A 13,572-nucleotide genomic window follows, 5' to 3' on the forward strand; every position below is an offset into this window, starting at 1 on the left:
ATATACTAATTCCTGTACTGTCTATAGCAATTTCGATATCTTCCATATTATTTTTATCAATTCTGCAATCATTTATCTTAATATTAAGTTTCTTTTGATGCTTGTGAATAGCTGATAACTGCCAAATCTCTTCCTATTTGTTGCAAATACCCTTTTATAAACCCGACTGTTTGTCTTAAACCAATTCTAAAGAAACTGACGATTATATGCACCAAAATCACAACTTTATCACTATAAATATAGTTGCCGCCCTGCATTTTTGGACAATTCTCGTACCAATTTTCTATGGCGTCATTGATATAACAAAAAATGCTTCCTCTTTCTTGGAGAAATTTGTTATATTCATGGCAGTTACTGACTCTCATTTTTTGTGGCATATTTTTTCTTCAACAGTTAAATGGCTATTTATAATGAATTTTGTCAGTAACTGCCAGTTCTTTTCACTTGAGCGATGCAACAAAGCCATCCCAGTGTCAGCTACTCGGATGACATCATAGGGGCGCTGGGATGACACCCTGACAATCGTCATCCCGCTACTTGTTAGCGGCTAAGAGATACCGCGGCGGTATGATGTAGGGGTTGCCGAGAACTTGTCATTCCAGTGCTTGACACTGGAATCTAGTTCTTATTGTACATTTACTTGGTGTAGAGTTAAGTTTCCTGGATCCCAGTGTCTGGGCACTTTAGACAATGTGGCAAAAAATATCATAGAATTCAATAGGATAATTCCTAGAGAATTACTCATCTACAAAAAGCCAAATCGTGTTAATGCTGTTTAGATGTAAAAGATAAGCTAAATCTTTACAGGGAATTTAAAACAGTAGAATACCTTTGATTGAAAGAAAGCACCAACTTTATGGGGTGAGCAACTGCAACTACTACCACTAAATCAATAAATCTTAATAGGGGAAAACATTATGAAAACGTCAAAATTGACATTAGTATGTGATACCAATTCCTAAAAATAAATAGACGAATAAAGAAAAATTTCTAAAATAGAATAATTTAAGAATTAGTGGGGAGTTATGGCAGGAAAAAGTAAAGCAATAGGAGAAGAATTATATAATAAGTGTAACCTGGAATTAAAGAAGCACGGCATAAGAGGAGAGATAGGAAGAAGATTACAGGCAATAATATCTGCAAAAGAATATGGAATAACAAAAGTTGCTCAAATATACCGAATTACTAGAACTACATTGATGAAGTGGATTACAAGATTTAAGGAAGGAGGAGTCAATGCGTTTAAAATACAACCAGGACGTGGAGTAAAGCCGAAGTTGAGCTACAAGCAGCAAGAAGAAATTAAAAATGTCATAGCAGAAGAAGGAGCCAACCTAACGGCTAAGAAATTAAAAATCATAATTGAGAAAATGTTTTCTATTGAGGTAAGTAAGTCTACAGCACATAGACTGATGCAAAAGTTAGGTTTTTCGTATATTACTCCAAGGCCTGTGCACAATAAACAGGATAAAAATAAACAAGAAGAGTTTAAAAAAAAATCTTAATGAAACTATTGTCACGTATCCCGAAAAAGAGCTATTTTTCTTCGATGAGTCGCGGTTTGGCACACATTCAAAGATTGGACACGGGTGGTTTAAAAAAGGCATTAGGACACAGGTTAAGGTAAAATTAGGTAGGCAAAACTTTTATCTCTATAGTGCAGTTAATCCTAGAAATGGAGAGAGTTCTAGCTTATTCGTACCAAACGTCAATACTGATTGTATGAATATATTCCTTGAGCAGATGTCACAATATTTAGGAACAAGGGAGGCATTTCTTGTTGTGGATTGTGCAGGATGGCATAGATCCAAAGGTTTAAAAATACCACAAAATATTACCTTAATCTATTTACCTCCATATTCACCAGAGTTAAATCCAGTAGAGCGTTTATGGCAATATTTGAAAGACAATCTCATTAAAAATAGAATATATGACTCTGTTAGTTTATTGGAGGATACTGTATGTGCATTCATTCGTAATATTACGGAAAGTTCGATCAAAACCATTTGTTCTGTGAGTTATTTGCCTACTTATTTATGAGATTTGGTATAAGGGAAGAACTATTTCCTGCTCTGGAGAATATAGATGGGATGCAGAGTGAAAATATAAGCTATTTTGAGCAGATGTGTAAACTCAATCTGTTGAGGATTATCTCACCCATTATTAAAGATGTGGATTTCAAAAGTCTTCTGTTTAACAATCCAGAAAAATTGGTTAAAGACCAGAGTCTATTGGAAAATGTCTTTGCAAGTGTTGAAAGTCTTGTTTCCGACAAATATAAGCAGCAGCAATTGCAATATGAGGATTTTGAAAATTTGGAAAATCAAATAAACGAAGAAATTTTAAATAAAAGTGGAGAAACAGAAGGCATTGCTAACCAAGATGTAAGCAAAACTGATTTATCAAATTATGTATTTGAGTCTGTAGGGCTAAGTTTGTTAATGGGTCAAGATATTGAAGTATCTACAGATTTACAAAAAAGAATATATTACGAAACACTGATCAATTTGGGTTCGCTTATCCATGATCATAAAAATCATATTCAGATCACTCATAATGGGGATCAACATACACCACATATTGATTCTTTAGTAGAGAGAGTCAAAAGTAGCAAATTATTAAGCGTAGCACACGACTTATATTACTTGCATAAAAAAGATGAGGACAATGTTGATCAAAGTAACTTATATTCTGATAAGGTAAAAAGTAAAATTAATCTATATGGCAGCATAAATAGTGAATATAAGTTAAATGATATACATAACAAATTTGATATTGACGAGATCAAAAGTTACTTCAGTGAAGATGAACTTAAAAAGTTTGGTGCTGAATTTGAAGCCTATGATAAAGAAGTAATAACCATACATTCTCCTCAAGTTTTTACTAGCGGTAATGAAGTACATGTAAAAGTAAGAGATAACAATGGTGACGTTAAACAGTTAATAATAGGTAGTATTGAAGATATCAGAAATATAGTAAATTATGATTATAATAAGGAAACTCTTGAAATTAAGTTAAAAGTAGCAAGTGACAAGGAGTATACTATAACATGTAAAAAGAGAGATGGAGAAGTAAAATATTACCTAAATATTGCAGGTTATAAGACAAAAGTTGGCGATATAATTAAGAGTTTTACTAATCAAGTAAAAGATGATATTCGTCAGAAATTAGGTCAGCTACAAGATAAAATAGAATTATTAACAATAAAAAAAGATATTGAAGCTATGGCTGATATTAAAGTATCAGATCAAGATTATATCCGTGAAGTGAGGCAAAATTTATTGGCGCAAGGAGTAAGTGAGAGCACCTTTGATCGGTTTAAAGAGCATCTTGACTATGTTAATGAAGAAGTTTTTGGGAGATATGTAAGTGATATATCAGAGGAACTGACAAAAAACAATATTGAATTTAACAGAAGCAAGTTCAATACAGCAAAAGTGAAAGGAGCTAAGGGTAACAAGTTTTTTTCTATTATGGCTATATATGATTTATTTGATAGTTTAAAAGACGTACCAACACTTGGACGACATGATAATGATGCTTTGAAACGAATATTTGGTATAAACGGTATATTGGATGCTGTGAATGACGTAAGAGAAAGCCTTAGTTCCTTCTACATGCGTTCTGATGGTAGCGTGGTAACAAGGATTCGTCCTAACAGTGCGATGGGGAGGGTATTCAGAAAACCGTCTACACGTAAAGCTTTTGTTAAAGTTATCAGTAATCCCGTGGTTGAAGGTATAACATTTGCAACTGTTGCTTATCAATTTGGGCATAACATAGATGCAATAGTCAAAGGTGATCATCACCCATTAAACTATTACTTTGCAACAAGTAATGGTATAAAACTTGCAAGTATGAGCATGAAACCTATAAGCATGGGAGTTGGTGCTGCAGTAAAGGGGCTCAGCGCGGCAACTAAAATTTTAAGAGTAATATCAACTGTAAGTAAGGTTTTAGGGAAGCTCTCAGTAGCTACCGCAGTTGTCGACTTTGCAGTTACAATTAGCATAACTATATATGAAACAACAGAATATGTAAAGGCAATAGCAGGTAAGATACCACTATCGGATATTGAACAGGTTACATTGTCTCTTGAACGCATTTTAAGAGAATTCTCACTATTATATCTTGTTATCCAAGAGATTGCAGGGAACAAACCACTTGGACAGCATTATGAAAATATTATAAAAATCAAAAGTTATTTAGATCACATCAAAAAAGCAGCAGAAAAGATACTAAGGGAAAACTCTAATATAGCTGCAGTTGTTCAATATGTAAATAGTATTGAGGAAAAATATTCTGAAGTGATTAAGTTCGAGGGAGGAGAATCATGTGACCAGAGACTCGATAACTGTAACACTGGAGAAATTTGCAAATTTGAAAAAAAATATGGTGATATTGCTTTTAGTAGTATTAGCAGAGCGGTAAATTTGATTTCATTAGATATATCTAAAGTACTACCATTGAAACATTCTACTTTAGATGGCAAAGAAGTTTATCTTATTGATGAGGATATCAAGCATCTTCCTAATATTACTCTAGATGAATATAATAATGGTTTAAGAGTTGTAAGCGTGCCATTTCATTTTCACGAAAATAGTCCAACATGCAGTGGTGTAATAAATAAAGAATATATATCGAATGAGCACTACTTTCGTCCTCAGAATAACAAATGCAACTCTGATAAGGTTTATAGGGAATGTACGCAAACCTTTACTCTTTCAGGCAGGCCTTTCATTTTTGCTAATGAACGAGCGAGTATTTTGTCTCCAATACTATATCTATCAGGACCTAATCAGTTAATAGCAGTAGAAAACTATCCAGCAGTGATGCATGTTCCGAAAGGTAGGGTGGATTATGAAGGTTCAAAATATCATGATAATACCTTTATTATCAATTATGATACTTATGGTCATATTAGGGGAGGAGCAGCAAATAATACTATAGTAATGAACTATAATACCTCTACCATTTTTGTTGGATTGCATGATGGAATTATTGATATAGCAGGGTCAAGAATAACATTGGTGAATGTACCATCTGGCTACATATATAACTATATCTCTCACTCTACAGCCAACCAGAATATTACTACTGGCTGCAAAACAAGGTATGTTGATGCAGGAAAAGGTGGAGGAAATAACACTATAAAAAATTCTGATGTTAACTGTCAAGACAAAGATTATGAAATAAGGAAGGTTAACGGAAAGGATGTACACTCTAGAAGTACAAAACAGGCAACATTTATCATTGATCAAAACAGTGGTAGTGGTGCTACTATAAGTTTTGGTGATTTAAAATCAAAAGAAAATTTGGATGTAATATATGTGAAGAGTTTTGATATCTCACAATTAAGAATAAATGAGCACCAAAATGGTTACAGGTTGAACTTTGTAACCGATGAAGAAGTCAAGGCTAGTGTTAGGATAGATAGTTTCGAAAAACTAGTAACTAATACCAAATCTCATAAATAAGTAGGCAAATAACTCACAGAACAAATGGTTTTGATCGAACTTTCCGTAATATTACGAATGAATGCACATACAGTATCCTCCAATAAACTAACAGAGTCATATATTCTATTTTTAATGAGATTGTCTTTCAAATATTGCCATAAACGCTCTACTGGATTTAACTCTGGTGAATATGGAGGTAAATAGATTAAGGTAATATTTTGTGGTATTTTTAAACCTTTGGATCTATGCCATCCTGCACAATCCACAACAAGAAATGCCTCCCTTGTTCCTAAATATTGTGACATCTGCTCAAGGAATATATTCATACAATCAGTATTGACGTTTGGTACGAATAAGCTAGAACTCTCTCCATTTCTAGGATTAACTGCACTATAGAGATAAAAGTTTTGCCTACCTAATTTTACCTTAACCTGTGTCCTAATGCCTTTTTTAAACCACCCGTGTCCAATCTTTGAATGTGTGCCAAACCGCGACTCATCGAAGAAAAATAGCTCTTTTTCGGGATACGTGACAATAGTTTCATTAAGATTTTTTTTTAAACTCTTCTTGTTTATTTTTATCCTGTTTATTGTGCACAGGCCTTGGAGTAATATACGAAAAACCTAACTTTTGCATCAGTCTATGTGCTGTAGACTTACTTACCTCAATAGAAAACATTTTCTCAATTATGATTTTTAATTTCTTAGCCGTTAGGTTGGCTCCTTCTTCTGCTATGACATTTTTAATTTCTTCTTGCTGCTTGTAGCTCAACTTCGGCTTTACTCCACGTCCTGGTTGTATTTTAAACGCATTGACTCCTCCTTCCTTAAATCTTGTAATCCACTTCATCAATGTAGTTCTAGTAATTCGGTATATTTGAGCAACTTTTGTTATTCCATATTCTTTTGCAGATATTATTGCCTGTAATCTTCTTCCTATCTCTCCTCTTATGCCGTGCTTCTTTAATTCCAGGTTACACTTATTATATAATTCTTCTCCTATTGCTTTACTTTTTCCTGCCATAACTCCCCACTAATTCTTAAATTATTCTATTTTAGAAATTTTTCTTTATTCGTCTATTTATTTTTAGGAATTGGTATTACTCCACTATCTGAGTCACTAGCACACACTTCTTCTTTAGTTAGACTTTCTAATTTCTGTTGAGTCTGATCCTGCGTCATTAGACTTTCTACATTATTTTCTGTCATCCCAGTGCCTGACACTGGGATCTCTTCTTTTATGGAATTAATAGGTTGTTCTTCTATTTTCGAATATTTATTGCTGCTCTTGCTAACAACATCTAAAGTTATTAGTTCCATAATTATTTTTTCTATTTCCGTTCTTTTTGCTGTAGTTAGTTTTTTTGACTTTGTTATTTCTCTTAGCAACGCTGGAAGAAAGTGTTGGGTATAATTATTATAATGTTCTCTTCCTTCTCCCACTGATTTTTTTAATTTAGCTAATGCTTCAGGACTAGTTCCTTGCTTGGATGACTTTAATTGTTTTGTGATAGTCTGCTCATCTTGTCGTTCTCTCAGTATTTCTTCTAATTCAGCCAATGTTTTAGGATTAGCTCCCTGCTTGAACAACCTTTTGCATTCTTTGGAAGTCTTATCTTGATTTTCTTGATAATTTTCTGCTGTTACCTTTTTGTATATAGTGTCGCGCAATTGTTGGTTAATATCTTTTTTAGAACTTGGCATAGACTCCTCCATACATAAAAATGTATAGATACCTCTTTAGCGTTAATTTTACATTAAAACTGGGCAATTATGCCCTATAATGGGCTCTTTCAGAGATAATTATGACTTGCTTACTGGTTAATTATTTGCTTTGCTGCTTCTACAGATTTGCGTTCAATATGATTGTTTGCCTGTTGAACTAACATATTCACTACTTCTTTTACAGGCTTTTCCCTATCAACCATGCCAACACTTTGGCCGGCCATTAAAGATCCTGTTTCAATATCTCCATCAATTACTGCTCTTCTTAAGGCTCCAGCCCAGAACTTTTCTATTTCAAGCTGCCCATCTTCTTTTGAGATCTGTCCCTTTTGGTATTCATCAATAACTTTTTTTTGATGCTTCATAAAATCATCACTTGCTTTGTTGGCTATAGCTCTTACTGGAATTACAGGAAAATCAGCACTGATTTGCATAGAAGATACTGCATTACGCGCGGCCGATTTAATAAATACTTCTTTAAAATTTTTGTGAGCAATTGATTCATTTGTGCAGACAAATAATGTGCCTATTTGACAGCCACTTGCCCCCATTTCTAAGTAATTAACTATCATTTCACCTCTTCCTATTCCACCTGCGACAAACACTGGCATTTGTTCATTTTTAAAGTGAGGCAATATCTCTTGTGCAAGAACAGAAGTGCTAACTGGCCCTATGTGCCCACCTGCTTCCATTCCTTCTATTATTAACGCATCTACTCCCATTTTTACTAACCTTTTCGCAAGGCTTAATGCTGGTGCAAAGCACATAACTTTAGTGCCTGCACTCTTAATTTTTTCTATATTAGGTTTTGTTGGTAGTCCACCGGCAAGAACTATGTGGCTTACTTTCGTTTCAATACACACATCTATCAACTCACTCAACTTTGGGTGCATAGTAATTAGGTTTACACCAAATGGCTTGTTAGTTAATTTCTGTGTTTCTATGATTTCTTTTTCCAGTAAGTCTGGAAACATTGCACCGCATGCAATCACACCAAAACCGCCAGCGTTTGAGATTGCTGAAACTAAATTTCTCTCTGAAACCCAGCTCATAGCACCGCCCATTATGGCAAACTCACTACCAAGAAAATCTGTTCCTTTTTTCCAGAGGCTACTTAACATATAACCTATATCATACGTTTAAAAATGTTTTGTTTATCTATGAATGTGTGTTTCAAAGCGCCAAGTATATGTAAGATTATAAAGAGTACCATAAAATATGCAAGCATCGAATGTAGCTGATTAGCCGTGTTAGCTAGGTCTTTGTTTTGATTAATCAACAAAGGGATATGAAAAAAATACTTGATCTTTTTGCCAGAAGCAGAAGACATAACATAGCCAGATAGTGGCATTAGCACCATTAAAGAATATAAACCAAAGTGTACTGTTTTACTTGCATTGATTACAAACCGAGAAAAATTTGCTGGAAGTCGTGGAACATAAGTAAAGACGCGAAAAAATATGCGTACTATGATTAATCCAAGAATAGTGATACCGCAAGCCTTATGAATAGCGTATATGTTGAACTTAATCTCATTGCTAAGTGGTAAGCTTTTCATATAAAGTCCAGAACAAAGCATACCAATAATAAAAACAGCCATCAACCAATGGATAACTCTTAAACCTAGGCTATATTTATCGTCTTCCATTTTGATTACCCTAAAGTAGCATTTATATAATAGAAAAACTATTTTTCAATCAAAATTATTAAAGCAATTTAGATTTACCGACAATGTAGCTATACAAATTCGACCCAGCCGGGAGTCAAGTAGCTGGCCGGCACCTAAGCCATAAACGGATTAAATGCAAAACTTCCTTGACAAACTCCGCCAGCCCCCTTATTGTAGTATTAAGGGTATTTCTGACTCAAAACTTGTTTTTGACCTGCAGGCTCAATGACAAAATTCAGTAAAAAACTTAGGGTATTTTTTGGCGGATTACATAAAATTATAGCGGCTGCATGTCTTTTAAATTTTTTCTACATTCAGCCAAATCGCGCTTATTTTAAGCGTTAGCACATTATTACAGCGCCACTTACAGTAATATAGAGTCAAAACTCGCACCACGGGGCTTCTTTTGCCTTTTTTTCGTTTAGTAAATTTCTTAATGTTTGTAGCTAAAAGAGCCCAAGAGAGGTGTCATCCCGCTGCTTGTTAGCGGGATCTATGTTAAGAGATACCGCGAATGAATCGCGGTATGACGTAGGACTGCTGTCATCCCAGTGCCCCTATGATGTCATTCCAGTCTGGAATCTAGCCTTTATTATTTGGTTGAAATTAAGTCTTCTGGATCCCAGTGTCAGCTACTTTCATAACATCATCATAAAGTAAAATGAGATCCCAGTGTTAGCTACTTGGATGACAGGGGAAGGTATTAGGATGACACCGTCATAAAGTAAAATGAGATCCCAGTGTCTGGGCACTGGGATGACAGGAGATACCGTCTTGTTAGTCAACAAAAAAATTATAAAAATTTCCCAAGTTGCATCATAAAATCAAAAAATACTTCCAATTGTGTAACAGTACACAGATTATAGTTAGTGGATATGTTGATAAGTAAATTAGTTTTATACGCACAAAACAGATGAAGTTTACTTATCAACATATCCACTAACCAACAACATTCAATAAATTTGTGTAAGATACCACTTTACATAAGATAGATAGGAAGCATTTTTGATTTTAAAGTACTAAACCTTCAGTCAACCTCTTAGCCCTGTAGTTTTTGATATGGTTAGGATCAAAAGCACTTTTGGATGTCAGAATACCGAAAATGATATGGAGTAGCTTACGCATTGCAGCACCAACGATGGCCATATTATGCTTACCCTTTTCCTTTAATCTTTGGCAAAAGCTCATAATGATAGGATTGTGATTCTTAGCTACTATGGCAGGAAAGAAAAGTGCCTTACGTAATGTTTGTGAACCGGATTTACTTAATCTGGGTTTGGCATATACAGAGGAACCTGACGTCATATTTCGTGGTATAACTCCTGTATATGCTGCCAATTGCCTGGCATCTCTAAAAACCTCTATATCAGAAACTTCAGCTAAAATAGCTATTGCTGATTCTTCTCCTATGCCTGGAATAGTCAATAGAAGTTGAAAATTTTCCAACAATTCTTTGTGTTGATTTAATAGTTCACGTACGGAGTTTTTTATTGTTTCTATTTTTTGAGCTATATTCATTGCAAGGTCTTCCCAAGCATTTGCAACTTCTTTAGGCAGTCTCTCTTTTTTTTCTAAGTGGTTATTTACTAATGTTAACTCATCTTTTAACGCAACTGAGCAACGATAAAGATGTTTTAATTTTTTCATTTCAGGAGAAGGTGGTGTCCAACTAGAAGGTTCCTGTCTTTGGCAATAATCAGCAATAACTTCTGCATCGGTCTGATCATTCTTTTGTCGTATCAGCTTACTCCTTGCATAAGATTTTATGCAATAAGGATTTACAACACTTACAAAATGTCCAGCATTGTGTAGAAATTCAGCCAGTGCTTCGCTATAACAACCAGTAGATTCCATACAGGTTTTTGCTTTTTCTACATTATGTTTGTGTAGAAAATTCAGTAGACTTTGAAACCCATGATCATCGTTCTTAAAGCTTCTTTTTCTAGTTTCACGCTTTCCTTTTTTGCTTATAAATGAGAGAAAAACATCAAAGCGATCTTTTGATATATCTATGCCCAAAAAGTTGTTGATCATATATAACCCCATACGTTACCATTAAAAATGAAAAGTAAGGTTAGTCTTGTGAATACAGAATTAGAACCATTCAGGTCTTTCTACGATACCGTCCAGCCTATACTTTTGAGAAGGGAATTCTTATCTCCTCTACAGATTTTATATCTAAGAAGAAGCACAGAGTTCCTCCCTTCTCCACCTAATGCTTAAGCTTAAAACATTAGATGCTTTTGACAAGATACAAGAAGGAGGCTACTTTCATGACATCATCATAAAGTAAAATGAGATCCCAGTGTCACGCACTGGGATGACGAGAAAGGAGTACTGGGATAACACCTACGCACGCTCACTTTGTCATTCCAGCGCGTGACGCTGGAATCTAATTCTTATTGTACATTTACTTGGTGTAGAGTTAAGTTTCCTGGATCCCAGTGTCTGGGCACTGGGATGACACCCTCTTGGATGGAAACCAGTGTCAGCTACTCGGATGACAGGAGATAGAGGCGCTGGGATGACACCCTGACAATCGTCATCCCGCTGCTTGTTAGCGGGATCTAGAGATACCGCGGCGGTATGGCGTAGAGCTCGCGTTAGCTATGCTTTTATACTCACCAAATAAGTTTGCTTGCTTACAAGCAAACTTTCCTAGATTCCAGCGTCACGCGCTGGAATGACATTGTGGGGTGTTAGGTGTTATCCAAGTAGCGTGACTACTTGCTGTATTACCAAGTCCAATTAAGTGCAGCATCATTACTTTCTGGCATATCAAATTTCGGTTGTGACACTATATCTGCCACAAGCTTTTCAAGCCAATCACTTTCTGCAGCTTTTTCAATAGCTTGCTTGAAACTGTTTTCTAGTACAGTTTTAGCAGCTTCAGTGACGCTATCACTACCATTTATAGCATTTCCTATTGTAGTTAACTTCATTAACTCAGCGTTTAAGTCAGCAGGCATCTTATCAGTCTTAGCCTTTATTCCTGATATCAGATCTGTTCCAACTTGAGTTTTTATTGTAGTTACATCAGCTCCTAAGGTATCTGTAATCTTATCAGTCTTAGCTTTTATGTCACCTACGTTAGTTTTAATATCTGCGATTTTATTAGTCTCAGTCGTTATTGTAGTTAACTCAGTTTTTAAATCAGCAGGCATCTTATCAGTCTTAGCCTTTATCACATCGACATCAGCAGTTTTAGCCAGTGGACCTAGTTCAGCAGATTTAGCTAATGTACTTAACTCAGTTACTAAATTATCAGGCATATTATCAGTCTTAGCCTTTATTGTATTAACATCAGCTTCTAAATCAGCAGGCATCTTATCAATCTTAGTCTTTATTGCAGTAACATCAGCAGTTTTAGCCAAAGGAGCTACTAATGGAGCCAACTCAGAAGATTTCGCTAATTTACCTAACTCAGTTACTAAATTATCAGGCATATTATCAGTCTTAGCCTTTATTCCTGATATCAGATCTGTTCCAACTTGAGTTTTTATTGTAGTTATACCAATTCTCAATAATAATGAGACAAATGAAAAAGAGTGCTTTCCGCCTATAACTGGAGGTTTAAGTGAATTTATCGTATATTCTATTTGTCTTCCCAATAACGAAGTTTGGTATTACATCATCAGTCAAGGTATTTGGAATAAAGTCAGTCTTAGTTTTTATTGCAGTAACCTTATTTCCCAAATTAGCTGGACTTGTAGTATTTTTTATATTAGCGACATCATCTTTTATATCAGCGACATCATCAGTCAAGGTATTTGGAATAAAGTCAGTCTTAGTTTTTATTGCATCTACGTTATTTCCAATACCTAATAATGTAGCAATTGTACCTCCAGTCATGAACTTTGTTGCTGTAGCACTGTAATCTATTTCAGTAGCACCATTAGGTTTATACTTAAAAGTGTTGAAAACATTAGTAGCATTGTCTACACCAAAGGTATACTTGTTACCTCCATCATCTTCATAAACTATCTTTTTAATATTAGCATTTGGTATTAGCGCATCTGCACCATCTTTGAAAGTCAAATTAGCCGGCATATCACCCTCCATTAATTACAAAAACCATAGGATGCATGAAAATAGTATAATTTTCGTTAATGCTAGATTTTACATAAGTTTTTTTTTGAGGTTTGTCGTTTCAGGATTCTTCTCTTGTCGTTCCAGTCCCCTCTCCTGTCATCCCAGTGCATGACACTGGGATCCATTTTTCCATCATCAGAAACGTTGTACTTTAATATAAAACGGCTACTTTTATGCTCATCAACTTAACTAGATCCCAGTGTCTGGGCACTGGGATGACAAGAAGGGGGCTACTGGGATGATACCGAAGGGGCTACTCGGATGACACCGAAGGAGCTACTCGGATGACACCGAAGGGGCTACTCGCATGACACCGAAGGGGCTACTCGCATGACACCGAAGGGGCTACTCGCATGACACCGAAGGGGCTACTCGCATGACACCGAAGGGGCTACTCGCATGACACCGAAGGGGCTACTCGCATGACACCGAAGGGGCTACTCGCATGACACCGAAGGGGCTACTCGCATGACACCGAAGGGGCTACTCGGATCTGTCATTCCAGCGCGTGACCCAGATGCAGCCACTTATTTAAAGTTAAGTTTTCTGGATCCCAGTGTCAAGCACTGGGATGACACCGAAGGGGCTACTTGGATGACACCGAAGGGGCTACTTGGATGACACCGAA

10 protein-coding genes are annotated in these 13,572 nt (G+C 35.6%); 2 read left to right on the forward strand and 8 right to left on the reverse strand.

Annotated features, from left to right (window positions below; translation table 11 throughout):
• Positions 1-83: 83 nt before the first annotated feature.
• Entirely contained in the window at positions 84-377 is a 294-nt protein-coding gene (locus AAGD99_RS06490) for a transposase (protein WP_253309376.1), read from the reverse strand.
• 648 nt (positions 378-1,025) lie between these two features.
• Here AAGD99_RS06490 and AAGD99_RS06495 point away from each other — a divergent pair.
• Positions 1,026-2,040 (forward strand): IS630 family transposase gene (locus AAGD99_RS06495; RefSeq protein WP_341822214.1). Its coding sequence is split into 2 segments (ribosomal slippage): positions 1,026-1,490 and positions 1,492-2,040, totalling 1,014 coding nucleotides; the frame shifts between segments, so codons are not numbered across the junction.
• Entirely contained in the window at positions 2,037-5,477 is a 3,441-nt protein-coding gene (locus AAGD99_RS06500; RefSeq protein ID WP_341822925.1) for a hypothetical protein, read from the forward strand. Before AAGD99_RS06495 ends, AAGD99_RS06500 begins: the two co-directional genes overlap by 4 nt.
• On the opposite strand, the gene AAGD99_RS06505 is transcribed toward AAGD99_RS06500, so the two are convergent.
• The 7 genes from AAGD99_RS06505 to AAGD99_RS06535 form a co-directional block, all read right to left on the reverse strand.
• A protein-coding gene (locus tag AAGD99_RS06505) for an IS630 family transposase (protein ID WP_341822214.1) occupies positions 5,468-6,482 on the reverse strand; the annotation gives its coding sequence in 2 pieces (ribosomal slippage) (positions 5,468-6,016 and positions 6,018-6,482; 1,014 coding nt in all). The genes AAGD99_RS06500 and AAGD99_RS06505 overlap by 10 nt on opposite strands.
• Positions 6,483-6,535: 53 nt before the next feature.
• Entirely contained in the window at positions 6,536-7,162 is a 627-nt protein-coding gene (locus tag AAGD99_RS06510) for a hypothetical protein (protein ID WP_341822926.1), read from the reverse strand.
• A gap of 110 nt (positions 7,163-7,272) precedes the next feature.
• Positions 7,273-8,304, reverse strand: a complete 1,032-nt coding sequence (locus tag AAGD99_RS06515; protein WP_341822927.1) for a nitronate monooxygenase — start codon at positions 8,302-8,304, stop codon at positions 7,273-7,275.
• 5 nt (positions 8,305-8,309) lie between these two features.
• Positions 8,310-8,831, reverse strand: coding sequence for a cytochrome b (locus AAGD99_RS06520; RefSeq protein ID WP_341822928.1), 522 nt, complete (start codon positions 8,829-8,831; stop codon positions 8,310-8,312).
• Between the two features lie 1,032 nt (positions 8,832-9,863).
• Complete coding sequence (locus tag AAGD99_RS06525) at positions 9,864-10,886, reverse strand: IS110 family transposase (protein ID WP_341822627.1); 1,023 nt, start codon at positions 10,884-10,886, stop codon at positions 9,864-9,866.
• Between the two features lie 701 nt (positions 10,887-11,587).
• Complete coding sequence (locus AAGD99_RS06530; protein WP_341822929.1) at positions 11,588-12,463, reverse strand: hypothetical protein; 876 nt, start codon at positions 12,461-12,463, stop codon at positions 11,588-11,590.
• Complete coding sequence (locus AAGD99_RS06535) at positions 12,426-12,902, reverse strand: hypothetical protein (protein ID WP_341822930.1); 477 nt, start codon at positions 12,900-12,902, stop codon at positions 12,426-12,428. Before AAGD99_RS06535 ends, AAGD99_RS06530 begins: the two co-directional genes overlap by 38 nt.
• Positions 12,903-13,572: the final 670 nt, after the last annotated feature.

This window comes from Wolbachia endosymbiont (group A) of Clivina fossor (genome assembly GCF_964026865.1).
GTDB lineage: Bacteria > Pseudomonadota > Alphaproteobacteria > Rickettsiales > Anaplasmataceae > Wolbachia.

Bases quoted from the DNA above. Each gene is read 5' to 3' on its own strand.
- AAGD99_RS06490 (WP_253309376.1), bottom strand. From the start codon at position 377: ATGCCACAAAAAATGAGAGTCAGTAACTGCCATGAATATAACAAATTT.
- AAGD99_RS06510 (WP_341822926.1), bottom strand. From the start codon at position 7,162: ATGCCAAGTTCTAAAAAAGATATTAACCAACAATTGCGCGACACTATA.
- AAGD99_RS06535 (WP_341822930.1), bottom strand. From the start codon at position 12,902: ATGCCGGCTAATTTGACTTTCAAAGATGGTGCAGATGCGCTAATACCA.
- AAGD99_RS06525 (WP_341822627.1), bottom strand. From the start codon at position 10,886: ATGATCAACAACTTTTTGGGCATAGATATATCAAAAGATCGCTTTGAT.
- AAGD99_RS06515 (WP_341822927.1), bottom strand. From the start codon at position 8,304: ATGTTAAGTAGCCTCTGGAAAAAAGGAACAGATTTTCTTGGTAGTGAG.
- AAGD99_RS06500 (WP_341822925.1), top strand. From the start codon at position 2,037: ATGAGATTTGGTATAAGGGAAGAACTATTTCCTGCTCTGGAGAATATA.
- AAGD99_RS06520 (WP_341822928.1), bottom strand. From the start codon at position 8,831: ATGGAAGACGATAAATATAGCCTAGGTTTAAGAGTTATCCATTGGTTG.